At 67.5% G+C, this 25,650-nt stretch carries 18 protein-coding genes; 10 read left to right on the top strand and 8 right to left on the bottom strand.

What is annotated here, in order from left to right; all coding sequences use genetic code 11:
* Positions 1 to 8 precede the first annotated feature (8 nt).
* From IMX13_RS12025 to lpxH, 9 genes are all read left to right on the top strand, one after another.
* The gene (locus IMX13_RS12025) at positions 9 to 1,709 is read left to right on the top strand and encodes a M48 family metalloprotease (RefSeq protein ID WP_193396440.1); all 1,701 of its coding nucleotides are present in this window, start codon (positions 9 to 11) and stop codon (positions 1,707 to 1,709) included.
* 116 nt (positions 1,710 to 1,825) lie between these two features.
* Positions 1,826 to 2,515: a phosphate regulon transcriptional regulator PhoB gene (gene phoB, locus IMX13_RS12020; protein ID WP_053519436.1), complete on the top strand. Its 690-nt coding sequence runs from the start codon at positions 1,826 to 1,828 to the stop codon at positions 2,513 to 2,515.
* 106 nt (positions 2,516 to 2,621) lie between these two features.
* Positions 2,622 to 3,950, top strand: coding sequence for a phosphate regulon sensor histidine kinase PhoR (phoR, locus tag IMX13_RS12015; RefSeq protein WP_053519437.1), 1,329 nt, complete (start codon positions 2,622 to 2,624; stop codon positions 3,948 to 3,950).
* Positions 3,951 to 3,954: 4 nt separating this feature from the next.
* Positions 3,955 to 6,042, top strand: a complete 2,088-nt coding sequence (gene ppk1 / locus IMX13_RS12010) for a polyphosphate kinase 1 (protein WP_053519438.1) — start codon at positions 3,955 to 3,957, stop codon at positions 6,040 to 6,042.
* 365 nt (positions 6,043 to 6,407) lie between these two features.
* The gene (gene ppx / locus IMX13_RS12005; protein ID WP_053519439.1) at positions 6,408 to 7,934 is read left to right on the top strand and encodes an exopolyphosphatase; all 1,527 of its coding nucleotides are present in this window, start codon (positions 6,408 to 6,410) and stop codon (positions 7,932 to 7,934) included.
* A 292-nt stretch (positions 7,935 to 8,226) separates the two neighbouring features.
* Entirely contained in the window at positions 8,227 to 11,157 is a 2,931-nt protein-coding gene (locus IMX13_RS12000) for a TonB-dependent receptor (RefSeq protein WP_053519440.1), read from the top strand.
* Positions 11,158 to 11,323: 166 nt separating this feature from the next.
* Positions 11,324 to 12,469: a glycosyltransferase family 1 protein gene (locus IMX13_RS11995; protein WP_065182471.1), complete on the top strand. Its 1,146-nt coding sequence runs from the start codon at positions 11,324 to 11,326 to the stop codon at positions 12,467 to 12,469.
* Positions 12,450 to 12,989 (top strand): phosphatase PAP2 family protein, encoded by a 540-nt coding sequence (locus IMX13_RS11990; protein WP_053519442.1) that lies wholly within the window; start codon positions 12,450 to 12,452, stop codon positions 12,987 to 12,989. Before IMX13_RS11995 ends, IMX13_RS11990 begins: the two co-directional genes overlap by 20 nt.
* A 71-nt stretch (positions 12,990 to 13,060) precedes the next feature.
* Positions 13,061 to 13,801 carry a UDP-2,3-diacylglucosamine diphosphatase gene (gene lpxH / locus IMX13_RS11985; RefSeq protein WP_193396439.1) on the top strand — a complete coding sequence of 247 codons (741 nt, stop codon included), beginning with the start codon at positions 13,061 to 13,063 and terminating at the stop codon, positions 13,799 to 13,801.
* A 54-nt stretch (positions 13,802 to 13,855) separates the two neighbouring features.
* Here the strand turns inward: lpxH and IMX13_RS11980 are convergent, their stop codons facing one another.
* Positions 13,856 to 15,109 carry a M12 family metallo-peptidase gene (locus IMX13_RS11980; RefSeq protein ID WP_053519444.1) on the bottom strand — a complete coding sequence of 418 codons (1,254 nt, stop codon included), beginning with the start codon at positions 15,107 to 15,109 and terminating at the stop codon, positions 13,856 to 13,858.
* Positions 15,110 to 15,334: 225 nt separating this feature from the next.
* On the opposite strand from IMX13_RS11980, the gene IMX13_RS11975 reads away from it, so the two are divergent.
* The gene (locus IMX13_RS11975) at positions 15,335 to 16,792 is read left to right on the top strand and encodes a DUF2235 domain-containing protein (RefSeq protein WP_193396438.1); all 1,458 of its coding nucleotides are present in this window, start codon (positions 15,335 to 15,337) and stop codon (positions 16,790 to 16,792) included.
* Positions 16,793 to 16,834: 42 nt separating this feature from the next.
* Here IMX13_RS11975 and IMX13_RS11970 read toward each other — a convergent pair whose 3' ends face one another.
* The 7 genes from IMX13_RS11970 to IMX13_RS11940 all read right to left on the bottom strand — a co-directional run bounded on the left by IMX13_RS11970 (position 16,835) and on the right by IMX13_RS11940 (position 25,381).
* Positions 16,835 to 17,659, bottom strand: a complete 825-nt coding sequence (locus tag IMX13_RS11970) for a ferritin-like domain-containing protein (protein ID WP_065175939.1) — start codon at positions 17,657 to 17,659, stop codon at positions 16,835 to 16,837.
* A gap of 10 nt (positions 17,660 to 17,669) precedes the next feature.
* Entirely contained in the window at positions 17,670 to 19,136 is a 1,467-nt protein-coding gene (purF, locus tag IMX13_RS11965; protein ID WP_065175938.1) for an amidophosphoribosyltransferase, read from the bottom strand.
* A gap of 30 nt (positions 19,137 to 19,166) precedes the next feature.
* On the bottom strand, positions 19,167 to 19,928 hold the full coding sequence (locus IMX13_RS11960; RefSeq protein ID WP_053519448.1) for a CvpA family protein: 762 nt from the start codon (positions 19,926 to 19,928) through the stop codon (positions 19,167 to 19,169).
* Positions 19,929 to 19,971: 43 nt separating this feature from the next.
* Entirely contained in the window at positions 19,972 to 20,982 is a 1,011-nt protein-coding gene (locus IMX13_RS11955) for an SPOR domain-containing protein (protein WP_111186889.1), read from the bottom strand.
* A gap of 81 nt (positions 20,983 to 21,063) precedes the next feature.
* Positions 21,064 to 22,335 carry a bifunctional tetrahydrofolate synthase/dihydrofolate synthase gene (gene folC, locus IMX13_RS11950; RefSeq protein WP_193396437.1) on the bottom strand — a complete coding sequence of 424 codons (1,272 nt, stop codon included), beginning with the start codon at positions 22,333 to 22,335 and terminating at the stop codon, positions 21,064 to 21,066.
* Between the two features lie 45 nt (positions 22,336 to 22,380).
* On the bottom strand, positions 22,381 to 23,025 hold the full coding sequence (locus IMX13_RS11945) for a histidine phosphatase family protein (protein ID WP_053519451.1): 645 nt from the start codon (positions 23,023 to 23,025) through the stop codon (positions 22,381 to 22,383).
* Positions 23,026 to 23,218: 193 nt separating this feature from the next.
* Positions 23,219 to 25,381 (bottom strand): S46 family peptidase, encoded by a 2,163-nt coding sequence (locus IMX13_RS11940; protein ID WP_193396436.1) that lies wholly within the window; start codon positions 25,379 to 25,381, stop codon positions 23,219 to 23,221.
* Between the last annotated feature and the right edge of the window lie 269 nt (positions 25,382 to 25,650).

Below are 25,650 nucleotides of genomic sequence, written 5' to 3'. Positions count from 1 at the left end.
ATTAACGAATGGTTGCCCCCTGCCCTGCCACGCTTGGCGCGCCCCGCCCGAGGACCTCCCGCTTGCGAGCCCTGCTGCTTTCGACCGCCGTCACCTTCGCCCTGGCCATGCCGCTGGCCCAGGCCCAGGAGAAGCTGCCCGACATCGGCTCCTCGGCCGGCGAGCTGTTGACCCCGGCCCGCCAGGCCGAGTACGGCGCGATGATGCTGCGCGAGCTGCGCAACTATGGCTACCTGCTGGACGATCCGCTGGTCAATGACTGGCTGCAGACCATGGGCACCCGCCTGGGGTCCAACAGCGACCAGCCGCGCCAGCCCTACACCTTCTTCGTGATGAAGGACCGCCAGATCAACGCCTTCGCGACCCTGGGCGGCTACATCGGGGTCAACGCCGGGCTGGTGCTGACGGCCGAACGCGAGGACGAGGTTGCCGCGGTGCTGTCACACGAAATCGCCCACGTCACCCAGCAGCACGTGCTGCGCGGGGTCGAGCGCGCCCAGCGCGACCAGATCCCGATCCTGCTGGGCATGCTGGCGGCGGTGGTGGCGGCACAGGCCAGCAACAGCACCTCTTCAGGCAATGCGACCATGGCCGCGATCAGCTCGGGCATGGGCCTGATGCAGCAGCGGCAGATCAACTACACCCGCTCCAACGAATCGGAAGCCGATCGGCTGGGCATACGCACCCTGTCACGCAGCGGTTACGACGTGGACGCGATGGCCGGCTTCTTCGAGCGGATGTCGACGGCCATGCGCGGCAACGAGGGCGGCTACAGCGTGCCGGAGTTCCTGCGCACGCACCCGGTCAACATCACCCGCATCAGCGAAGCGAAGGCCCGCGCCGAGCAGATGAAGAAGGACACGGTGCTGCTGACCACCACCACGCCCAGCGGCGAGCGCAGGGAACGGGTGGACCCGGCCGACCCGACCCTGTCCGAACCGCTGCTGCGCGGCAGCAACCCGCTGCTGCCAAGCAGTGTGCTGCGGGTGCCGGTTGGCCAGCTCAGCCGGGGCCCCAGCGGCGACTTCGACTGGGCACGTGAACGGTTGCGGGTGCTCAGTGCCGACTCCGCCGGCGAGGTGGAGCGCGAGTACGCCGACCTGGGCAAACGCCAGAAGAGTGGATTGAACGATGCCCAGCGCTACGGCCAGGCCCTGGCGGTGATGCGGGGGGGACGCAGCGGTGCCGGCGAGGCGCGGCAGACCCTGAACGGCCTGCTGCAGGCCCATCCGGACAGCTTGTGGGTGGCGCTGGCCCTGGCCGAGGCCGAATCGCGCTCGGGCCAGGCCACGCAGGCCAATGCCCGTTTCGAGCAGCTGCTGCGCGAGCATCCCAACAGTCGGCCCGTCGCGCTGACCTACGCCGAGATCCTCAACGAACAGGGCAACCGCGAGGCGGGGCAGCGCGCGCAGGCCATGCTGCGGCCGCTGCTGTCGCAAAGTGGTAACGATCCGGTGTTCCAGCAGCGCTACGCCCGTGCCAGCGAGCTGGCCGGGGACAGCGTCCGTGCCAGCGAGGCCTACGCCGAGGCCGCCTTCCTCAGCGGCCGGCCGGAGCAGGCGCTGATGCAGCTGCAGGCGCTCAAGCGCAATCCCGCACTGGACTACGTGGGACGGGCCCGGGTCGACGCGCGCATCGAATCGATCACCCCGACCGTGCTGGAGCTGCGCCGGCAGGGCGTGCAGGACCCCGATCTGGACCGCCGCTGAGCGCTGCATGACCGGTCCGTGGCAATCGGGAGCGGTTCCGGCCCGATGGTCACAAACATGTCATCAAACCGTAGTCTACTGGCACCCGTCCAGTAACCGAGCCCTACGGTGCCCTCGTGCAGAAACGTATCCTGATCGTCGACGACGAGCCCGCGATCCGCGAAATGGTCGCCTTCGCCCTGCGCAAGGGTGACTACGAGCCGGTCCACGCCGGTGATGCCCGCGAAGCCCAGACCGCGATCGCCGACCGTGTTCCCGACCTGATCCTGCTGGACTGGATGCTGCCCGGCACCAGCGGCCTGGACCTGGCGCGCCGCTGGCGCAAGGAGACGCTGACCCGCGAGGTGCCCATCATCATGCTGACCGCGCGTGGCGAGGAGAACGACCGTGTCGGCGGCCTGGAAGCCGGCGTCGACGATTACGTGGTCAAGCCGTTCTCGGCCCGGGAGCTGCTGGCCCGCATCCGTGCGGTCATGCGCCGCGCCCGCGAAGACGACGAGGACGGCAGCGTGGCGGTCGGTCCGATCCGCATCGACGGTGCCGCGCATCGCGTGTTCGCCAACGAACAGCCGGTGCCGATCGGCCCGACCGAGTACCGCCTGCTGCACTTCTTCATGACCCACCCCGAGCGCGTGTACACCCGCGCCCAGCTGCTCGACCACGTGTGGGGCGGCAGCGTGTACGTGGAGGAGCGCACCATCGACGTGCACATCCGCCGCCTGCGCAAGACGCTGGAACCGTTCAATGCCGAGAACATGGTGCAGACCGTGCGCGGCGCGGGTTACCGCTTCTCGACCGCCACCTGAGTCCCGTCGTGCCGGCATCGCGCACCCACGGGTGCCGATGCCGGCAACTCTGCTATAACCCTTGGTTCATTCCAGTGAACCACCGCACCTCATCGACGAGACCGCAATGCCCCGCCACATCCGCTCTGCCTGGTTGAAGACGCTGGCTACCGTCGCCGCGGTACTGCTGTTCGCCGGACTGGTGGGATGGTTCACGGGCCATCTGTGGTTGTGCGTCGCACTGGGCGCGCTGGCGACGCTGGCCTGGCATTACTGGCGGTTGCGCAGCGTGCTGCGCCGGCTGACCGCGCGCCAGCGCTGGGATACCGCCGAAGGCACGGGCGTGTGGAATGAACTGGATCGCCTGCTGTACCGCAACCAGGTCGAAATGCGCGTGCGCAAGCGGCGCCTGCTGGACATGCTGCGCAGCTACCGCGCCGCGGCCGCCGCGCTGCCCGACGCAGTGGTGGTGCTCGACCGCAACAGCCAGCGCGTGCAGTGGTTCAACGAAGCGGCCACCGCCCTGCTTGGCCTGCACCACCCGGGCGACCTGGGCGAGGCCCTTGTCGAGCGGTTGCAGCCGATGCCGCTGGCCCACTGGCTGGCCGGTGGTCGCAACGCCGAGCCGATCCTGGACGTGCCCTCGCCGGTCGATCCAGCGATCCGCCTGAACCTCCGCCTGATTCCGTATTCGTCGGACTACTGGCTGCTGATCGCCCGTGATGTCAGCAAGCTGCTGCGCCTGGAGCAGGTCCGCCGCGATTTCGTCGCCAATGTTTCACATGAGCTGCGCACCCCTCTCACCGTGGTGCACGGCTACCTGGACATGATGGATCCGGAGGATTTCCCCGGCACCGGCCCGATGCTTGAAGAGATGCGCAAGCAGAGCCAGCGCATGGCCCAGCTGGTGGAAGACCTGCTGACCCTGTCGCGGCTGGAGTCGCAGGAGCACACCGAGGAGGAAGTCGTGGCCATGCAGCCGATGCTGGCCACGCTGCGTCGCGAAGCCGAGGCCCACAGCCAGGGTCGCCACCAGATCAGCATCGAGGACCTTGCCGGCGTCGACCTGCAGGGCTCGACCAAGGAGCTGCACAGCGCCTTCTCCAATCTGGTCACCAATGCAGTGCGCTACACGCCGGCCGACGGCCGCATCACCGTAGAGTTCCGTCGCGAAGGCGACGGCGCGGTGCTGGCCGTGCGCGATACCGGCTATGGCATCCCGGCAACCCACCTGCCGCGGCTGACCGAGCGCTTCTACCGCGTTTCCAGCAGCCGCTCGCGCGAGAGCGGCGGCACCGGCCTCGGCCTTTCCATCGTCAAGCACATCCTCGGCCTGCACCATGCGCGGCTGGAGATCGAAAGCGAGGTCGGCAAAGGATCGGTGTTCTCCTGTCATTTCGATGCCGACCACGTGCGCCCGCGCGAGTCCGCCCCCCTGACCTCCGTCGAAGAATGAAGCCATGAGCAGCCTCGGATCCCTCCCTCTCCCCGTGAGCCCGGACAACGATCCGCTGCGCGATCCGGCGCTGTACATCAACCGCGAACTGTCGCAGCTGGATTTCAACTTCCGCGTGCTGGCCCAGGCCATGGACCCGCAGGTGCCCCTGCTGGAGCGCCTGCGCTTCATGTGCATCTCCTGCACCAACCTCGACGAGTTCTTCGAGATCCGGGCCGCCGCTGTCCGCCACGCGCAGGAATACGGCCTGCCGCCGGCTCCGGACGGGATGAGCCCGCAGGCCATCCTCAACGCCATCCATGAACGCGCCGCCGAACTGGTGGACCAGCAGTACCGCTGCTGGAATGAGACACTGCGCCCGGCCCTGATGGATGCCGGCATCGGCGTGCTCGGCCGCCATTCGTGGAACCACCGGCAGAAGCGCTGGCTGCGGGCCTACTTCCGCAACGAGATCATGCCGGTGCTGTCGCCGCTGGGCCTGGATCCGGTGCATCCGTTCCCGAAGATCCTCAACAAGTCGCTGAACATCGTCGTCGTGCTGAAGGGCACCGATGCATTCGGCCGCGCCGGCCACCTGGCCATCGTGCGAGCACCGCGCTCGCTGCCGCGCATCATCCAGCTGCCGGAAAAACTCGGTGGCTCGCAGAACTTCGTGTTCCTGTCCTCGGTGCTGTCCACCTTCGTGGATGAACTGTTCCCGGGCATGGAAGTCCAGGGCGCCTACCAGTTCCGCGTGACCCGCAATTCCGAGCTGGTGGTGGACGAGGAGGAAGTGGAGAACCTGGCGCTGGCACTGCGCGATGAACTGGTCGACCGCGGCTACCGGCCGGCGGTGCGGCTGGAAATCGCCCATGACATGCCGCGCGAGATCGTGCGTACCCTGCTGCAGAACTTCGGCCTGACCGAGAACGCGGTGTATCGCATCGACGGCCCGGTCAACCTCAACCGCATCATCCAGCTGTACGACCTCATCGCGCAGCCGGACCTGAAATATCCGCCGATGACGCCGCGCACGCTGCGCGACACCGACGGCATCTTCGAGACCGTGGCGCGCCAGGACCTGCTGCTGCACCATCCCTTCGATGCGTTCGCCGCCGTACTCGACCTGATCCGCCAGGCGGCGCTGGATCCGAACGTGCTGGCGATCAAGCAGACCCTGTACCGCACGGGCAAGGATTCGCTGATCGTCGATGCGCTGATCCAGGCTGCACGTGCCGGCAAGGATGTGACCGTGGTGGTCGAGCTGCGCGCACGCTTCGATGAAGAGGCCAACCTCGGGCTGGCCGATCGCCTGCAGGAAGCCGGCGTACAGGTGGTGTATGGCGTGGTCGGCTACAAGACCCATGCCAAGATGCTGCTGATCGTGCGTCGCGAAGGCCGCAAGCTGCGCCGTTACGTGCACCTGGGCACCGGCAACTACCACAGCGGTACGGCGCGCGCGTACACCGACATCAGCCTGATCACCGCTGATGCGGACATCGGCAATGATGTGCACCTGCTGTTCCAGCAGCTGTCCGGGCTGGCCTCGAAGATGAAGCTCAAGCGCCTGCTGCAGTCGCCCTTCACCCTGCATACCGGCATCCTGGCGCGGATCGAGCGCGAGACGCGCATCGCGGCCGCCGGCCGCCCGGCACGCATCATCGCCAAGATGAACGCCCTCAACGAGGCCCAGGTAATCCGCGCGCTGTACGCCGCCTCGCAGGCCGGAGTGCAGATCGACCTGATCATCCGTGGCGCCTGCACCCTGCGTCCCGGCGTCCCGGGCGTGTCCGACAACATCCGCGTCCGCTCCATCGTCGGCCGCTTCCTGGAACACAGCCGGGTCTACTGGTTCGGCAACGATGGTGCGCCCGAACTGTACTGCGCGAGCGCCGACTGGCTGGAGCGCAACCTGCTGCGGCGGGTCGAGACCTGCTTCCCGATCCTGGATCCGACGCTGGCCAAGCGGGTCTACCGCGAAGTCCTGCAGAACTACCTGGATGACAACCTCAACGCCTGGGAACTGGATGCCGATGGCATCTATCACAAGCGTGCCCCAGCCCACGACGAGGCCCCGCATTCGGCGCAGATGGCATTGATGCAGGGTCTCTGACCCGGTAGGTGCCGGCCTTGGTCGGCACAATGCGTCCAATGTAGAACACCGGGGTCAGAGCCCGTTGCGCAGCAACGGGATCCGACCCCGTGTCGTTCCGGCAGACCGCGGCCAACTGTCGAAGGCGGGGTGGGTCCGGTTGAGGGGGTGTGAGCGGCATGGATGCCGCGACCAAGCCCCCAGGGATGGGTTGACGGCGTCCCCCTCATCCGGGCCCACCCCGCCATCCCTCAGAAAACCCGCTTTTGACGTTGACGTTGACGTTGACCTTGCCGGCCAGCGGCCGGCACTACCGAACGCCCCCCCGACAAAATGTGAAGGCCATGCGGTGACGAGCACACCGCCCCTTCGGCTAACATTCGCCCATGCCGCATACCACCACGACTCCGCCCGCATTGCAGGATGGCGACCTGCTGGCCGCCATCGACCTTGGCTCCAACAGTTTCCACATGGTCATCGCGCGCTACACGCTCGGCCAGCTGCGGGTGATCGACCGCCTGCGCGAAACCGTGCGCATGGCCGACGGTCTGGATGGCAAGGGGGGCCTGTCGGCTGCGGCACGGCAACGCGCACTGGAATGCCTAGCCCGCTTCGGCCAGCGCATCCGCAATGTCCCGTCGCACCGCGTGCGTGCACTGGCCACCAATACCGTGCGCCAGCTGCGTTCACCGCAGTCGTTCCTGGTTCCCGCCGAAACCGCGCTTGGACATGCCATTGAAGTGGTGAGCGGCCGCGAGGAGGCGCGCCTGATCTACCTGGGCGTCGCCCATGCCCAGCCGCCCAAACCGGGCGAGCGCCGGCTGGTGATCGACATCGGCGGTGGCTCGACCGAGTTCATCATCGGCATGGGCATGCAGACCCTCGAGCGCGAGAGCCTGCAGGCCGGCTGCATTGCCAGCACCCGCCGCTTCTTTCCGGGCGGCAAGCTCAGCAAGAAGCGCTGGAAGGATGCACTGGCCGAGATCGGTCGCGAGTTCCAGCCCTTCGCCAGCAAGTACCGTGCGCTGGGCTGGCAGGAGGCACTGGGTTCTTCGGGCACCCACAAGGCGATCAGCGAGATCTGCGCGACGATGAAGCTGAGCAAGGGGGCGATCACCGCCGAAGCCCTGCCACAGCTGCGCGACGAGCTGCTCAAGGCCAAGAAGATCGACGACATCGTGCTGCCGGGCCTGTCCAGCGATCGCCGCCCGATCATCGCGGGCGGCATCCTGGTGCTGGAGGCGGCCTTCCAGGCATTGGGCCTGCAGAAGCTGCTGGTCAGCAAGGCCGCGATGCGCGAAGGCATCCTTTACGACATCGTCGGCCGTGCCGGCGAGAACGACCTGCGCGACGAATCGGTCGCTGCGCTCACCCACCGTTACGGCATCGACACTGTCCAGGCCGACCGCGTGCAGGACACCGCCCTGTCGCTGCTGGAGCAGGTACAGGAACGCTGGAAGCTCGACGCTGACGATGCCCGCATGCTCGGCTGGGCGGCACGCCTGCATGAGCTGGGGCTGATGATCGCCCACAGCGGCTATCACGTGCATGGCAGCTACGTGCTGGAACACTCGGACATCGCCGGCTTCTCGCGGCAGGAGCAGCAGATGCTGGCGGCCCTGGTCCGCAGCCATCGCCGCAGCGTGGGCAAGACCGCGTTCGACGCCCTGCCCGAGCGCCTGCTGCTGACCGCGCGGCGGCTGGCCGCGCTGCTGCGCCTGGCGGTGCTGCTCAACCGTGCCCATGAGGACGCTCCGCTGCCGCCGCTGGAACTGACCGCCGATGACAACCGGTTGTCGCTGATCGTGCCGCAGGCGTTCATCGACGCCCGGCCGCTGCTGCGCGCCGACCTGATCGGCGAGACCGACGGCATCGCCGGCCTCGGCATCCAGTTCCGTCCCTTCGTTGCCTGAATACGCGCGCCTCGGCGTTACATTCGGTGACACTTTGCGCAATCTGGCGGCTTTTCCTGTTGCATCGCGTCAGCCCGTCGTTGGGGGTCCATCCGCGACGGCACCGTAAGCGATTGCTTTTGTTCATTTTTTGTGAGGATTTGTGACAAAGCGTTAATTTGTTCGACACACCCTCTTTACACAGCATTAACCAACGAGACTACTATCGGGTTGCTGGTCCGGTCGCACGACCTTCCGGCTTCTTCGACGCCCTTTTTGGCGTCCGTTGCACGACCTGAGAGAGAGAGCTCGTATGACTTCACGTACCACCGCCCTGGGGCAGGCGATCCGTTATGCCCTGGCTACCACTGCAACGCTGGCGGCACTGCCCGCGTTCGCCCAGAGCGAAAGCACTGCTTCGCCGACCAACCTGGACCGTATCGAGATCACCGGTTCGCGTATCCGTCAGGTCGACGTGGAAACCGCCCAGCCGGTGTTCGCGATCAGCCGCAACGATATCGAGCGCCAGGGCTTCAGCTCGGTTGCCGACATCCTGCAGAACGTCACCGCGATGGGCAGCCCGGCAATCAGCCGCGCCAACGCGCTGACCGCAGGCGAGAACGCGGGCGGCACCTACATCGACATGCGCAACCTGGGCACGCAGCGCACGCTGGTGCTGGTCAACGGCAAGCGCCTGGGCATCAGCACGTCCGGCTACCAGGACGTTTCCTCCCTGCCGGTGTCGGCAGTGGAGCGCATCGAGGTGCTGAAGGACGGCGCTTCTGCGATCTATGGTTCGGATGCCATGGCTGGCGTGGTCAACATCATCACCCGCTCCAACGTCACCGGCGTGACCGCCAACGTCTACCACGGCCAGTACAGCGAGGGCGACGGCGCGCGCGACCGCTTCGACGTGGTCGCCGGCTGGAACAACGACCGCATCTCGCTGACCCTGTCGGCCGAGCATGCAGAAGAGAAGGGCGTGTGGGCACGTGACCGCGGCTTCAGCCAGTACGGCATGACCGATCGCCACCCGAACGACAGCAGCAACTGGACCACCATCAGCCAGTACGGCCAGTTCACCGGCGTGCGCGGTCCCGGCTGCAATGCGACGCCTCCGGCAGGCTGTGGCTACTCGCTCAACCGTGGCACGGACCCGACCAATCCGGCCAATTACCACCTCACCAGCACCACGCCCTTCACCGGTGACGTGAGCAACGCCAACGACCAGATGCACGTGATGTACCCGGTCAAGCGCGACTCGATCTACTTCGACGGCCGGTTCAAGATCACCGACAACGTCAACTTCCGCACCGAGCTGGGCTACAACCAGCGCGAGTCCACCCGCCAGATCGCGGGCTATCCGCTGCAGTCGAGCACCGCCGGTGTCGGCTCCATGTCGATCGACAGCTACTTCAACCCGTTCGGCAACCAGCACGGCTTCGCCACCCCGACTGCGGTGGCCTGGAACCGCCGCACCTGGGAAGTGCCGCGCGTGACCACCAGCGAGCTGAAGACCTACCGCGCGGTGGCGTCGTTCGACGGCTCGTTCGATATCGGCGAGCGTTACTTCGACTGGGAAGTGGGCTACCAGTACAACCGCAACGAGCTGGAATCGGTGGCGACCGGCAACCTGCACAAGGGTCGCGTCGCGGCCGGCGTAGGTCCGTCCTTCTTCAACGCCGCCACCGGCAAGGTGCAGTGCGGCACGGCCGCTGCTCCGATCTCCTACGACGTCTGCAAGCCGTGGAACCCGCTGGTTCCGTACGGCACCACCGCTGCCGATGGCATCTATGGCAACGAAGAACTGCAGGCGTGGCTGTTCCCGGATGAGATCACCAAGGGCCGCACCACCTCCAAGAACTTCTTCGCCAGCATCGCGGGCAGCATCGTGACCCTGCCGGCCGGTGACCTCGGCTTCGCCTTCGGCGTGGAAAGCCGCAAGGAAGAAGGCAAGTACACCCCGGATGCCCTGGCCCAGACCGGCGCCACCACCAACCTCGCGGCTGGCCCGACCGGTGGCGACTACACCGTCAATGAAGCCTACCTGGAAGTGAACGTTCCGGTGCTGGCCGATCTGCCGGGCGCGAAGGAACTGAGCTTCAACGGTGCTACCCGTTTCTCGGACTACAACACCTTCGGCAACACCCTCAACAGCAAGTTCGGCTTCAAGTGGAAGCCGATCGACTCGCTGATGGTGCGTGGCACCTGGGCGGAGGGCTTCCGCGCCCCGACCATCAACGATCTGTTCGGTGGTGGCTCCGAGACCTTCGCGCAGTTCAGCGATCCGTGCGACACCCGCTTCGGTTCCTCGGCCTCCAGCGCCGAAGTCCGTTCGCGTTGCGCCCGCGACATCGCCAATGCCGATACCTTCCGCCAGCTGCGCCAGGGCGGCACTCCGGTGAACACCTCCACCGATGCCACGCCGGTGCCGTTCACCTCCGGCTCCAATCCGCTGCTGACTCCGGAAACCTCGACCAGCAAGACGCTGGGCCTGGTCTGGAGCCCGAGCTTCATCCAGGGCTTCAACGCCTCGCTGGACTGGTGGAAGATCCGCATCGACAACACGATCATTGCCGATACGCCGACCCAGATCCTGCAGGACTGCTACGAAGCAGGCATCGATTCGCGCTGCACGCGCTTCCAGCGTGACCCGGTGACGGGCATCGTGACCAACCTGAAGTTCGGCAACCGCAATGCGGGCTTCATGGAAACCGAAGGTTACGACCTGGATGTGAGCTACCGTCTGGACACCCGGTTCGGCAAGTTCAACGTGAATTCGGCCACCACCTACGTGTCCAGTGCGACCTACCGCACCTCGAACGACAGCTCGATCGTTCCGATCGTCACCAACGGCATCGGCAGCGCCTTCCGCGTCCGCTCCAACCTGGCGCTGGGCTACGATCTGGGTGACTTCGGCGTGACCTGGACCGCGCGCTACTACTCGGGCGTGAAGGAGACCTGCTCCAACATCGGTCTGTATCCGGACGAGTGCTCCGATCCGGGCGTGTATGCACCGTGGTACAAGGGCTCGCGCAACTACAACGAGCGTGGTTCGGTGACCTTCCACGACGTGCAGTTCCGCTACAACCTGCCGTGGGATGCGACCGTCGCCGTCGGCGCCAACAACGTGTTCGAGAAGTCCGGCCCGATCATGTACAGCAAGCCGAACTCCGCGTTCTCGTACTACGGTGGCTACGACATCGGTCGTTTCATCTACATGAAGTACCAGCAGCGCTTCTGATCGATCGCACTGCGACGCTCCACGACCACGGCCCTTCGGGGCCGTGGTTTTTTCTGGCCCCGGCCCCGCCGCCGGCACTCCTGCGCGTCTGTCATGCCTGTGTCGCCAAGCCGTCATGTCGGCTACATCGCCAGGCCCGAGCATGCCGGGAAACCGGAGGCCCGCCATGCGCTATGCCATCGTCACCGAGACGTATCCGCCGGAAGTCAACGGCGTCGCACTGACCGTGCAGGGACTGGAACAGGGCCTGCGGACGGCCGGGCACGAGATCGACCTGATCCGGCCACGCCAGGCCAGTGAAGCGCTGGATTCCGCTCCCGGTACCCTGCTGGTGCCCGGCGCCGCCCTGCCCCGCTATCCCGGGTTGCGGTTCGGCCTGCCGGCCCCGATCCGGCTCGGTCGCCACTGGCAGCAGCAGCGCCCGGATGCGATCTATGTCGCTACCGAAGGCCCGCTGGGCTGGTCGGCGCTGCGTACCGCGCGGCGCCTCGGCATCCCGGTAGCCAGTGGCTTTCACACCCGCTTCGACGAGTATCTGCCGGACTACGGGGTCGCCTGGCTGCAGGCCGCTGCGATGCGCTGGATGCGCCGCTTCCACAACCAGGCCGACGCCACCCTCGTGCCCACCCGCGAGCTCCAACAGTTCCTTGCCGAACAGGGCTTCGAGCGCGTCCGGCTGCTGGCCCGCGCGGTCGACAGCCAGCAGTTCGACCCGGGCCGGCGTGACCCCACCCTGCGCGAGGAATGGGGCATCGACGGCAACGGCCTGGCAGCGATCTACGTTGGCCGCATCGCCGCCGAGAAGAACCTCGGACTGGCCGTGAAGGCGTTCCGCCGCCTGCAGCAGATACGGCCGAAGGCACGCTTCGTCTGGGTCGGCGACGGGCCCGCACGGGAGAAGCTGGCGCATGAGAACCCCGACTTCATCTTCTGCGGCATCCAGCGCGGCGAAGCGCTGGCCCGCCATTTCGCCAGCGGCGATCTGTTCCTGTTCCCCAGCCGCAGCGAGACCTTCGGCAACGTGACCCTGGAAAGCATGGCCAGCGGCCTGGCCACGGTGGCCTTCGATTACGGCGCGGCGCGTGAGTACCTGCGCAACGGCGAGAACGGTGCCGCCGTGGACAACGACGAGCAATTCGTCGAAGCGGCCGTGCAGCTGGCCAGCGATGACACGCTGCGCCGCGAACTGGGCAGCCAGGCCGCACGGGCGATGAAGCGGCTGCATCCGCAGCAGGTGGTGGCCGAGTTCGATGCGCTGCTGGCCGAGCTGGCGAACACCCGGAGGACTGGCCATGCGCACCACGCCGCTTGAACTGCTGCGCGGCAGCGAAACACGCCTGTGCCGGCGGGCGAACCACTATTGCCGGCGCCGCCGCGTGCGCCGTCTGTTCTCGATCATCAGCCGGCTCGGCGACGGCGTGTTCTGGTACGTGCTGATGGGTGTGCTGGTGGCGATCGATGGCTTCGACGGGCTGCGCGCATCGGTGCACATGGCCGCCACCGGCCTGGCCGCGCTGCTGCTGTACAAGGGCCTCAAGCGCTGGACCCGGCGCCCCCGCCCGTATGCCGCGGATCTGCGCATCCGGGCCTGGGTGGCCCCGCTGGACGAGTTCAGTTTCCCGTCCGGGCATACCCTGCACGCGGTGTCGTTCACCATCGTGGCGTTGGCCTATTACCCCTGGCTGGCGCCGCTGCTGGTGCCGTTCACCCTCGGCGTGGGCCTGTCGCGGGTCGTGCTGGGCCTGCATTACCCCAGCGATGTGCTGGCCGCCACCGGCATCGCCGCACTGCTGGCGTCGGCCAGCCTGGCCTGGCTGCCGCTGCCGGTGTGAGGGCCACCGCCGCCGCGCTGGCGGGCCACGGCCCGGCGCTACCGGTATCCGGGATGACCTAGAATGCAGGCATGACCACGCTGTTCATTTCCGACCTGCACCTGGACCCGAGCCGTCCGGAAATCACCGACCTGTTCCTGCGTTTCCTGCGCGAACAGGCGCCCGGCGCGGACGCGCTGTACATCCTGGGCGATCTGTTCGAGGCCTGGATCGGCGACGACACGCCCTCACCCGCCGCCGATGCGGTGGCGGACGCGTTGAGGACGCTCGCCGACAGCGGCGTGCCGGTGTACTTCATCCGCGGCAACCGCGATTTCCTGCTTGGCGAAGACTACGCACGCCGTGCCGGTCTGCGCATCCTGCCCGACCCGTGCGTGATCGAGCTGTACGGCCGTGCGGTGCTGCTGCAGCACGGCGATCTGCTGTGCACCGACGACATTCCCTACCAGCAGTTCCGCGCGCAGACGCGCGATCCGGCATTCCAGGCGCAGTTCCTCTCGCAACCGCTGGCCGCACGCATTGCCTTCGCACAGAAGGCCCGTGAAGCGAGCCAGGCACGGCAGTCGGAAATGAAACAGGGCGATCGCGCGCAGTTCGAGACAGTGACCGACGTGGCCCCGGCCGAAGTGGAGGCCACCTTCATCCGTCACGGCGTGGACACCATGATCCACGGCCACACCCACCGCCCCGCAATCCATGCGCTGCAGGCCGGCGGACGCAGCTGCACCCGCATCGTTCTGGGTGACTGGTACGAGCAGGGCTCGGTACTGCGCGTGACCCCAGAGGGCTGGACGCTGGATTCGCTGACCTGAGGCCCGTCCATCCACGGCAGCGCACGACCCCGGGTCGTGCGCCCCGGGTGCCGGTTACCGGAAGCCGGCGATGGTGTGCTTGGTATTGACCAGCACGCGCTGGTTGTCGGCGGTGCTGGCAGTGCCCATCGGGATGCCGTTGTAGCTGATGTTCGGATTGGACCAGTAATTCAGGCGCGGGCAGCTGCGGGTGCAGTTGTACGCCATGATGGTGCGCCAGCCGGTACCGCTGGACGGCTCATAGCGATAGCCATGGCCATAGGCGTACGGCGACGTGCTCGGATCGTTGGCGAGATCGTGCCGCGCGCTCTGCAGGTGGCCGATCTCGTGGGCGAACGAGTAGTAGCCGGTCGCGCAATCCCAGTACACCGCCGCGAACGCGGTGGATGCGCTTGAGCCGATGCCCGAGGCCAGGCCGCAGTACGACGCGTTGTTGATCAGCAGCACGCCGACATCGGCCGTGTAGGTATTGCGGCTGCTGTGGATGCTGTCCATGTAGCCGTCGCTGGTGCCGCGGAAACGTGCCAGATCGGTATTGAAGTCGCCGGATTCGCTGTAACTGGTGGTCTCGTAGCGGGCCAGCTGCAGCGTCAGGCCGACATTGCTGTTGGTGTAGCCCTGGTTCGACTCGGCGACCGCCAGCTGCACCAGCGACTGCATGTTGCCGCCATAGGCGGCGACGGCGGCATTGGTGGCCACCACCAGTACGCGGATGGTCGCCGGCGTTCCCGAAGACGCCTGGGCAATGCCGATGCGGTCATCGGCCGGCAGCGGAATCTTCGGCAACTGGTTGTAGTCGGCCGGGTGGTCGGCCGGCATCCGCGATTCATCCACTTCCACCAGGACGTGGCGGTTGCCGAGCGGACGCAACCGGTAGAGTTTGCCGTCCTTGCGGATCGAGCCGGTCAGCGTGTCGCCGGAGCGGACCAGGATCACCGAATTGCCAGGGTCATCCTGTCCATTGGAGGTGGCCGCCTGCAGCCTGCCCGACGCGGAGCGGAGCTGGCCGTACCAGACAGAGCCGCCGTCGGGCAGCGTTTCGACCTTGCTGCGTACCGCCTGCACCCGCTGGCCAAGCAGCTCGAACTCCAGCTGCGGCTGCGCGGTGGCAGCGGCATCGACCCGCACCTCCTGCACGGCGGCCGTGGACGGCGTCGCCAGCAACCGGCCCAGCGCAGGTTCACTGCTTGCCGATGCACGACTGAGTACCGTCACCGGCTCGAACAACGGTGCAGCACCGGCGGCCGCAACCACCGACATTCCCAGCAACAGGCCACCCGCCGTCTTGCCAATCGATCTGGACATCATTTCGTCGCTCCTTGAATGAAGTGAACAGCAGTGATGCAGCACGACCCGTTGTGTCGGGTCCGGCCATCTGGCCTGCGCAGGTCGTGTGAATTCAATAGGCGGTGGGAATGAGAATCTGGATCTGTGATCGACCGCATCTGCGTTCAGTCAGGTCAACAGCGTCGCTACACTTCGCCAACACACCGCTTTCGCGCTACCGTGACGTAGCCACGACGGGGAATGCACATGGCACCAGCGCAGGACACCCATGACGATGCCGCCGTGCTGCGGATTGGTCTGTTCTTCGATGGCACCCGCAACAACGCGCACAACCTGGCGCGCGGACACGTCCAGGTGCCGCAACCCCGCCCTGCCGTGCTGCGCGCCGACGATGATTCGACCTATCAGAGCCGGTTGACCAGCAGCTACGACAATGGCCTGACCAACGTCGCACGGCTGCACCGGTTGTATCCGGACAGCCGCCAGGAGACGCTGCCGTTCCCCTCGCTGGCCATCTACGTGGAAGGGGTGGGCACCCGCGATGATGCCGAAGACGATCTGCTGGGACTGGCCTTCGGCATCGGCGCCAGCGGTGTGCGTGCCAAGGTCGAGCGCGCGCTCAACGAGCTGTTGCCGGCAGCATTGACCAGCGTGTCCGCGCGCTGGCACAGGCCCGTGCAGGGCGTGCAGCTGGATCTGTTCGGATACTCGCGCGGGGCGGCGGCGGCGCGCGATGCCGCCAACCGCTTGCAGGCCTGGGATACGGCCCGCTGGCAGCAACTGCTGCAGGACGCGGGGCTGGTGTGCGCCGCCGGCTTCGCGCCGGCACGGCCGCTGCTGCGCTTCATCGGCCTGTTCGACACGGTCGTCGCCGTAAGCGGGGGAAGAGCCGATGAGCGACCACGCGTCGCCCTCGCCGCCGACATCGCCGGACGTGTCGTGCAGCTGGTCGCGCGCGACGAACATCGCCAGCACTACCCGCTCACGCGGGTGGCCGCAGCGCACATGGAGATCGCACTGCCCGGCGTGCACGCCAACATCGGCGGTGGCTACAACCAGACAGAGGAAGGACCGAAGCTGCTCAGTCGCCCACGCCGGCAGCAGCTGCGCCGGCCAGGCGTGGCCGACTACCAGGTCCCCCCGCTGGCACAGCTTCAGGCCACGACGGTGTACGCCGAGGCGCAGGCGGATGCCGAACGCTGGCGGCAGCAGCTCGGGCTGGGCGAAAAGGAAGTGTGGGTCGATGTCTGGCACCAGTGGCAGCAGCAACGTCGCGCCGGCAGCCGCAGCGTGCTGCTGTCGCCGGCGTTGTACGTCACCGCGGCAGTGGTGCTGCGTCGGCGCATCGACTGGCGTTACCAGCTGGTGGCCCTGCAGGTGATGCAGCAGCAGGCCATCGCCGCCGGCGTACGCTGGCGCGCAGATGCCAACGCGGTTGCCGGCTGGGAACTGCCCGACGCACTGCTGCCGATCGCGCGCCGGCTGATGGCCGGCCAGGCCCTCACCCCGGCCCAGGAAGCACTGCTGCGCAGGCGCTACCTGATGCAGTCGGCACACTGGAATTTCGACGCACTGGGCGATACCGCGCTGACCTATGCGGCCGATGCCGGCGTGAGCGAGCTGCCGTATCGACCCGGTCCCGGCCTGTTCTACATCAACCGCCCCACCGTGGATGGCAAGCGGGTGGTGCTGCCGAACACATGAGACGCACCCGCGCAGGGCGGGACTGGGCTCCCGCGTTGCCGGTCAGCCGGCCTGTTCGACCAGGTTGGCCAGTTCGTCGGCATCGAAACCGGCCAGCAGGCGGGCTTCCAGGTTGAACGGACCGTGCAGGTAACCGCCTGCGAACTCGACCAGCAGTGCCTTGAAGCGTGCGCGCGGTTCGACGCCGGCACGTTCGCAGTACCACCGATACCAGCGCGAACCTGCGGCGACGTGCGCCACTTCCTCGCGCAGAATGATCTCCAGCACATCCGCGGTCTCGCCATCGCCGACGTTGCGCAGCTTGTCGATCATGCCCGGTGTCACGTCCAGGCCACGCGCTTCCAGTACGCGGGGCACCAGCGCCATGCGTGCCAGGCCGTCATGTGCGGTCTTCTCGCACATCTCCCACAGGCCGTTATGCGCAGGGAAGTCGGCGTAGTCGTGGCCATGTGCCAGCAGGCGCTCACGCAACAGCATGAAATGCCGCGACTCGTCATCGGCACAACTGACCCAGTCGGCATGGAAGGCTGCGGGCAGGCCGCGGAAGCGATACACGGCATCCCAGGCCAGATCGATCGCATTGAGTTCGATGTGGGCGATGGCATGGATGAAGGCGGCGCGCCCTTCCACGCCACCGAGGCCACGCCGCGGCACCTCGCGCGGATGGACCAGTACCAGGCGGTCCGGCCTGCCCGGCATCCGGATCGGCTCCGGTGGCGGCGCATCCACCGCCACCTTCAGCCGCCCCGCGCGGAATGCCGCGGCATGGGCCTGGGTCAAGGCCACCTTGCGCAGCGGATCGGCTTCTGCAAGGCACTGCTGCGCGGCACGCAGCAGGTCGCCACCGACGTCGGCCAGCTCGACCACGCCCTTGGCCTCAGGCGCGGCGCTTGTGCTTGGCGTCGTCCGAACGCAGCTGCTGGATGCGCTCGAAGTAGCCCGGTTCGATGCCGGTGGGATAGTGGCCGTTGAAGCAGGACGAGTCGAAGTTGCGCAGTGCGGGGTTGCCCTCGCTCACGGCCGCTTCCATGTCTTCCAGATCCTGGTAGATCAGCCAGTCGCAGCCCAGGTGGGCCTCGATTTCTTCAACGCTGCGGTTGTGCGCGACCAGTTCTTCGGCGGCCGGCATGTCGATGCCGTAGATGTTCGGGAAGCGCACCGGCGGCGCGGCACTGGCCAGGTAGACCTTGCGTGCGCCCGCATCACGGGCCATCTGCACGATCTGCTGGCTGGTGGTGCCACGCACGATCGAGTCGTCCACCAGCAGCACCACCCGGTTGCGGAACTCCAGGTGGATCGGGTTGAGCTTGCGCCGCACCGACTTCACCCGCTCACCCTGCCCCGGCATGATGAAGGTGCGGCCGATATAGCGGTTCTTGATGAAGCCTTCGCGGTACTTCACCCCGAGCACATTGGAGATTTCCAGCGCCGCATCGCGCGAGGTGTCCGGAATCGGGATGATGGTGTCGATGTCGTGGTCCGGGCGCAGGCGCAGGATCTTCTCGCCCAGCTTGATGCCCATGCGCATGCGCGCCTTGTGCACCGAGACATTGTCGATCATCGAATCCGGGCGGGCGAAGTACACGTACTCGAAGATGCACGGCGTATGCTCGGCCGGTTCGGCGCAGATTTCCGAGAACAGCTCGCCACGCGCGGTGATGACCAGCGCTTCGCCCGGCTGCACGTCGCGCACGCGCTGGAAGCCGAGCACGTCCAGTGCGGCCGATTCGGAAGCGACGATGTACTCGTCGCCCTCGGCATGGCTGCGCTTGCCCAGCACCAGCGGACGGATGCCATGCGGATCGCGGAAGGCAACCAGTCCCAGGCCCAGCACCACGCTGACCACCGCGTAGCCGCCCTTGCAGCGACGATGCACCCCGGCCACCGCGCGGATGGCGGCTTCCGGACTGAGCTGGCGCTGCTGTTCCAGTTCGTAGGCGAACACGTTCAGCAGCACTTCGCTGTCCGAATCGGTGTTGACGTTGCGGCGGTCCTGCTCGAACACCTGCTGGCGCAGAGCCTCGGTGTTGATGAGGTTGCCGTTGTGCGCCAGGGCGATGCCATACGGCGAATTGACGTAGAACGGCTGCGCCTCGTCCATGCCTTCCGAACCGGCCGTGGGATACCGCACGTGGGCGATACCGACGCTGCCCTCCAGGGTGGACATGGTGCGTGCGTCGAACACGTCGCGGACCAGGCCGTTGGCCTTCTGCACCCGCAGGCGGCTGCCGTTGGCGGTGGCGATGCCTGCCGCGTCCTGGCCGCGATGCTGGAGGACGGTCAAGCCGTCATACAACTGCCCGGCGACGTTCTGGTTGCCGACGATTCCGACGATGCCACACATGGTGCGAGGTCTCCGCTGGGCTGTGCCCAGTTACAAGGAAGGTGGCCGTGCCTGGCCTGGGGTCCCGCCCGCGGCAGGCGCGGGCCGGGCCGGACGCGCGGGCGCCGGCTCGATGTTGCTGGGCAGTGTGGGGGCCGGCCGGGGCTCCCGCTCCACGTCCACGGGCCGCGGCCATCCGCCGCCCGCCACTACCTCGTTGAGAACGCCATTATCGCCTGTCGGCGCCGGCTTGCCCAATACCTGCGAGGAGGTGGGGGCATTCTCGAGCAGGGGCAAGGGCAGTGCCCCCGGCAGCAGGCCGTCCAGCGGCAGCGCCTGTGGCAGCATGCCGTCCAGCTGCGGCAGCTGGGCCTGCATCCAGGCCACCGCCGGCTGCAGCAACGGCCGCACCTGCGACTGCTGCCATGCCGGCTCAGCCGGCAACGCGGTGAAACCGGCCAGCAGCAACAGCACGCTGGCGAAGAACAGGCCGCGGACCAGGCCCAGGGCACCGCCCAGCAGGCGATCCACGCCGCCCAGCAGAGTCAGTTTGATCGCTGCCTTCAGCAACAGCCCGACCAGCCCGACCGCCACCACGGTGAGCACGAACACCCCCAGATAGCCGGCCAGATAGTGACCCGTGCCGGGTGGCTGCGGCGCCGCCCACCAGTGCGATGCCTCATTGCCGAAGGTGAACGCCATCCAGCCGGCCAGCAGCCAGGACACCAGCGCGACCACCGTGCCGACGAAACCGCGGATGAAGCCGAACAGCACCGACGCACCGATCAGCACGCCCAGCACGATGTCGATCACGCTGCCCGCTCCTGCCGACGACAGCGGCGGACAGCGCGCGTGATCACGGGTGCGGTCGGACCATGCCGGCCACGCCGACCTTGGCCGCCACCTGGGCCTTCAGCTGCTCGGCATCGGCGCGGTTGGCCACCGGCCCGACGCGCACGCGATGCAGGGTGCCCTTTTCGGTGCGGACCTGCTCGACGAAGGCACTGAATCCGGCAGCGCGCACCTTGTCGCGCAGCGCGTTGGCGTCGTTGGCCTGGCCGAACGCCCCCAGCTGGACCGCGAAACCAACACCGCCCGCCGCCGGCGCGGCCGGGGTTTGCGGTTGCGGCTTCGGCTCGGGCTTGGCGACCGGCTTCGTCGCCTCCGGCGTCGCCGTTGCCTTCGGTGCTTCAGGCTTGGCGACCGGCGTGCTGGGCGGCAGGCTCTCGCTGCGCACCGGGTTGCCCGTGGCCGACGGCGTGGACGCCGCCGCCGGGGTGCTGGCCGACGGTGCCGCCGGCGCCGCAGCAGCGGCGGCCGGTGCAGCCGCAGCTGCGGGCGCATCCAGCGTGATCACCTCGGCATGGACGTCGGAGCGGATCTTCACCGCCTGCAGGCGGGCCGCCTCGGCCTGGGCGCGATCGGCATACGGTCCGACGCGCACGCGCCACGCCTGCCGGCCGTTGATGGTCGCCGCCTCGGCAAAGCCCGGCAGCTGCGAACGCTTCAGATAGGCGATCACCGCATCGGCGTCGGCCTTGCTGCCATAGGCGCCGAATGTCACCGCATAGTTGCCGGCAGCCACCGCCGGCGAGGTGTCCACGGTCGGCGGCGTGGCGGGCGCGGCTGCGTCCTGCAGCGGTGCGGCCTGGCCACTCTGCAGGCCGGTGGCCCCCCCGGCCGGGGCGACCAGCGGCAGCTCACGGGTCTCGAACTGGCCGTCGGCGGGCGCATTGGGCGCTGCGATCGGCACACTGGCGACGCCACTGTCCGGCGCCGGCCCCTTCACCAGCATCGGCAGGAAGATCACGGCGAGTGCCACCAGCACGATGGCACCAATCAATCGCTGTTTCAGAGGCGTATCCACGTGAGGCAGGCAACTGTCCGGGGGTTGCGGTCGATTATACGGGTGCCGGACCGGACGGCGTCGGCGTTGGCTGAACGTGGATCAGGGCGCGGGCTGCAACCACTGCAGGGCCGCAGCGGCCGTGTGGAACGAACCGAATACCAGTACGCGGTCGCCTGGCTGGGCCTGTGCCAGCACCTGCGTCAGTGCCTGCTCGACAGTGCCGACCAGCCGTGCGGTAACCGCAGCGGTGCCGTGCAGGCGTGCCTGCAGCTGCTGCGCACTCTGTCCGCGCGGACCTTCCAGGCCGGCCAGCGTCCACTCGTCCACCACATCCTGCAGCGCCTGCACCACGCCTTCCGCATCCTTGTCCTGCAACGCGGCATAGACCGCCAGGGTCCGGCCCGGGACAGCTTCGGCCTTCAGCGCGCGTGCCAGCTGGCCAGCCGCCTGCGGGTTGTGACCCACATCGACCCGCACCTGCACGCCATCACGATCGAATGCCTGCAGGCGGCCGTTGATGCGGGCGGCGGCGATGCCAGCCGCCCACGCCGCGCGTGGCAGCGGCCGGTCCAGCGCGCGCAGCGCGGCAATGGCCGCACCCGCATTGGCCAGCTGGATCGGACCGGCCAGCGCGGGGGTCGGCAGTTCCATGCGCAGGCCGACATCGCGCCAGCGCCAGCGCTGGGCATCGATCGGCTCGTAGAAGTAGTCGCTGCCGCCGCGGATGGCGTTCGCGCCCAGCAGATAGGCCCGTGCCAGCACGCTCGACGGCGGGTCGGTCTCGCCCAGGATCACCGGTTTCCAGCCGCGGATGATGCCGGCCTTTTCCGCACCGATCGCTTCACGGTCCTCGCCCAGCCACTCGGCATGGTCGATGTCCACCGTGGTGATCACGGCCACGTCGGCGTCGACGATGTTGACCGCATCCAGACGCCCGCCCAGCCCGACTTCCAGTACCGCCAGATCCAGCGCCGCCCCCGCGAACAGCTGCAGGGCGGCCAGCGTGCCGTACTCGAAGTAGGTCAGGGTGATGTCGCCACGCGCAGCTTCGACGGCGTTGAATGCCGCCACCAGAGCGGCATCCTCCGCATCCTGCCCATCGATGCGCACGCGTTCGTTGTAGCGCAGCAGGTGCGGCGACGTGTAGGCCCCCACCTTCCAGCCTGCAGCGCGGCCGATGGCCTCGATGAAGGCGACCGTGGAGCCCTTGCCGTTGGTCCCACCGACCACGATGGTGCGCTTGGCCGGCGCGCCCAGTCCCATCCTCGTGGCCACGGCGCGGACGCGCTCCAGGCCCATGTCGATCGTCGCCGGGTGCTGGCGTTCAATGTAATCCAGCCATTCGGCCAGGGTGGTCGGCAGGTTCGTCACGGCAGCGGTTCCAGCAGAAGCAGGGTGGTTCGATGTGGACAGGGATCAGAGGGCGCGGTGCTTGGCTTCGCCGAAGAACGGGGTGTGGTGGGCGCAGTCGTTGAGGCGCACGACCTCCAGGCTCTCCAGGTCCGGACCTTCAAGCAGGTTCAACGTGGTCGGTGCCTGGCGGAAGGTCCACAGCCGCGACAGCGGCAGGCCCAGCACCCTGCACAGGATCACCCGGTTGACGGCATCGTGTGCGACCACCAGCAGCGTGTCGTGCTCCCCGAGGCCCTCGCTGGCGCGTGCCAGGCCGCGCCAGCTGCGCTCGAGCACCAGACGCAGCGACTCGCCGCCCGGCATCAGCACGGTATCGGGTTCCTCACGCCACGCCTTCAACCGCGACGGGTCCTTCTCGTTGATCTCGCTGGCCAGCAGGCCTTCCCACTCGCCATGGGCGATTTCCTGCAGATCCGGTTCGGTCTGCAGCGTGCCGGCACGGTCGGCGCCGAGGGCCAGCTGGGCGGTGCGCTGCGCGCGCGACAGCGGCGAGGCCACCGCACGGGTGATGTCCACGGATGCCAGGCGGGCGCCCAGCGCCTGGGCCTGGGCTTCGCCGATGGGCGAAAGCGGGATGTCGATCTGGCCCTGGTAGCGGCCTTCGGCGTTCCACGGGGTTTCACCGTGGCGGGCAAGCAGGATGCGCATGCGTGCAAGGAGTCCTGGGGGGAGGAGATGGCCGCGTTTCGTTCACATCCTGTGAAGTACGCGGAACAGGGATGATACCTGTTCGGCGCATCGCACCGGTCGGGACATGAAAAAACCCCGCGACGGGGATCGCGGGGTTTCGGGATTGCAGACGGATTCCGCCGGGCATGGCCCGGCGGCGCCAGCATGAACCTTACTGCGCCAGGTTCAATTCCTTCAGCAGCTGCGGCGCGGGGGCCACTTCCTGCATGATCCACTGCATGTAGCGGCTGTCCACCGCGATCATGCGGGTCATCACCGGGTCGAATACCCAGTTGGAGCTGACCGATTCCCAGTTGCCGTCGAAGGCCAGGCCGACCAGCTTGCCGTGCGCATCGAGCACCGGCGAACCGGAGTTGCCACCGGTGATGTCCAGGTTGGACAGGAAGTTCACCGGCACCGAGCCGATCCGCTTGTCCTCCAGGCCGCCATACCGCTTGGCCTTGACCGCATCCAGCAGGGCCTTCGGCGAGTCGAACGGATCGACGCCGGTTTCCTTCGCCGCGACGCCTTCCAGCGTGGTGAACGGGGTGTACTGGACACCGTCCTTGCCATAGCCCATGACATTGCCGAAGGTGATGCGCAGCGACAGGTTGGCATCGGGATAGACGAACTCGCCCTTGCTCTTCTTGTAGTCCGCCACCGCCTGCAGGTACAGCGGACGGGCCGTCAGCGATTCACCTTCGCGGATCTTCCTCTGTTCTTCCTGCTTCAGCAGGGCCGGCATCACGGCCACGGCGTACTGGATGGCCGGATCGGTGCTGGCCTCGAAGGCAGCACGGTCGGCCTTGAACCACTTCAGGCGTGCATCGAGGCTGCCCAGTCCTGTGCCGGCCAGCTTCTTCACCAGGCCGTTGACGGCCCCGGCATCGCTGCCGCCCAGCCACTGGTTGAGAACCTCGTTGTTGCGCTGTGCCGCCGGCAGCGCGACGTACTGGTCCAGCCAGTACTGCTGCAGCTGCTGGTCCATGCCGGCGACGTAGCGACGGTCCATCTGGCGCAGATTGCCTTCCAGGGTCGGCAGATCGCGCTCCTGGTAACCGGCTTCACGCTCGGCGTCCGGCTTGGCGCGTTCGATCGACAGACGGTACAGCGACAGCGCGGCGCCCACGGCCGAGGTGTTGTTGAACTGGCCGACGAACAGATCGCGCTCGCGGGTACTCTTGCTGGTATCCAGGTGCTTGAGCAACTGGGCGTGTGCGGCCAGGGCCGGCTTGCCGGCTGCGCCCTGCTGCTTCAGCCAGGCCAGCACGGCGGCCTCTTCGGCCCGCTTCTGCCCGGCCGCGTCGATGCGCTTGAAGCCTTCCAGCTGGCCGACGTAGTTCTTGGCCACGTTGTTCATGCTGGCCGCCGTGTTGGCGTACTTGACCTTGACGTCGGCGTCGGCCTTGCCGGCCTTGTCGATCAGCGCCAGCACTTCGTTGTAATGGCGGGCGATGGTCGGGTAGGTGAACTCGGCGGTTTCATTGAATTCGCCGGCCAGCGCATAGCGGTTGGTGCGGCCCGGGTAGCCGGCCACCATCACGAAGTCGTCCGCGCCCAGCGGCTGGTCGGCGAACTTCAGGAAGTGCTTCGGCTGGTACGGCACATTGTCGGCCGAGAACGCGGCCGGCTTGCCATCCTTGCCCACGTAGGCGCGATAGAACGAGAAGTCGCCGGTGTGGCGCGGCCACATCCAGTTGTCGACGTCGCCGCCGAACTTGCCGACGCTGCCCGGGGGCGCATAGACCAGGCGCACGTCCTTGATTTCCATGTTGCGGAACAGGCGGTAGGTATTGCCGCCGGAGAAGCTGTACAGACGGCAGCGGAAACCGGCGTCGGCTTCACAGGCGGCGGTCTGGGCCTTGTCGAACGCTTCCAGCGCACGGGTGCGGGCCAGCGGGTCCTTGCCGGCGGCGGCGATGGCGGCCTTGGCCTGGTCGGTGACGTCGGTGATCCGGTCCAGCACGAACACGCGGGCGTTGGGACCGGCGCTGAGTTCGTCCTTCAGGGTCGGCGCGTTGAAACCCTCCTTGATCAGGTTCTTCTCGGCGGTGGAGTTGAGCTGGATCGCGCCGTAGGCACAATGGTGGTTGGTGACCACCAGGCCCTGCGGGGAAACGAAGCTGGCGGTGCAGCCGCCCAGCGCCACCACCGCGCCCATCGGGTCGCCGGTCAGGTCGGACAGCTGTTCCGGCGACAGTTTCAGGCCGGCCTTCTGCAGCGGGCCGGCGATCTCCGGCAGCTGCTGCGGTACCCACATGCCTTCGGCGGCATGGGCGACCTGGACCAGCCCAAGGCTGGCGACGACGGAGAATGCAAGCAGGTTCGAGCGCATGGAGCGGCCCCTGGTAGTGGAACCTTCGATTGTAGCCCGCCCCCCTGCCCTGTCCCGAACCCCGGAAGTCATGGCCGCGGGCCCGCCGGGCATGGCCCGGCGCTACCCGCACGATTTCCCGATGGCGCGGGACCATGCCCCGCGAGCGCGAGCCGCCCGATTTCCCGGCAGCGCCGGGCCATGCCCGGCGAGCACGCCGGTCACGTTCGAAACGCCCGCCGGCGCACGCCTTTCGTTCCGCCAGCGCGCCCGCAGCGCAACATTGGAAT

This window comes from Stenotrophomonas sp. B2, assembly GCF_014947095.1.
In the GTDB taxonomy this organism is placed as follows: Bacteria; Pseudomonadota; Gammaproteobacteria; order Xanthomonadales; family Xanthomonadaceae; genus Stenotrophomonas; species Stenotrophomonas maltophilia_P.
Note: the sequence above shows the minus strand (reverse complement) of the source record. Positions and strands in the feature narration are given on the sequence as shown.

Coding starts and splice junctions, on each gene's coding strand:
- phoR (WP_053519437.1), top strand. CDS start 2,622: ATGCCCCGCCACATCCGCTCTGCCTGGTTGAAGACGCTGGCTACCGTC.
- lpxH (WP_193396439.1), top strand. CDS start 13,061: ATGACCACGCTGTTCATTTCCGACCTGCACCTGGACCCGAGCCGTCCG.
- IMX13_RS11995 (WP_065182471.1), top strand. CDS start 11,324: ATGCGCTATGCCATCGTCACCGAGACGTATCCGCCGGAAGTCAACGGC.
- IMX13_RS11940 (WP_193396436.1), bottom strand. CDS start 25,381: ATGCGCTCGAACCTGCTTGCATTCTCCGTCGTCGCCAGCCTTGGGCTG.
- IMX13_RS11990 (WP_053519442.1), top strand. CDS start 12,450: ATGCGCACCACGCCGCTTGAACTGCTGCGCGGCAGCGAAACACGCCTG.
- IMX13_RS11980 (WP_053519444.1), bottom strand. CDS start 15,109: ATGATGTCCAGATCGATTGGCAAGACGGCGGGTGGCCTGTTGCTGGGA.
- IMX13_RS11975 (WP_193396438.1), top strand. CDS start 15,335: ATGGCACCAGCGCAGGACACCCATGACGATGCCGCCGTGCTGCGGATT.
- ppk1 (WP_053519438.1), top strand. CDS start 3,955: ATGAGCAGCCTCGGATCCCTCCCTCTCCCCGTGAGCCCGGACAACGAT.
- purF (WP_065175938.1), bottom strand. CDS start 19,136: ATGTGTGGCATCGTCGGAATCGTCGGCAACCAGAACGTCGCCGGGCAG.
- IMX13_RS12025 (WP_193396440.1), top strand. CDS start 9: ATGGTTGCCCCCTGCCCTGCCACGCTTGGCGCGCCCCGCCCGAGGACC.
- ppx (WP_053519439.1), top strand. CDS start 6,408: ATGCCGCATACCACCACGACTCCGCCCGCATTGCAGGATGGCGACCTG.
- IMX13_RS11945 (WP_053519451.1), bottom strand. CDS start 23,025: ATGCGCATCCTGCTTGCCCGCCACGGTGAAACCCCGTGGAACGCCGAA.
- IMX13_RS12000 (WP_053519440.1), top strand. CDS start 8,227: ATGACTTCACGTACCACCGCCCTGGGGCAGGCGATCCGTTATGCCCTG.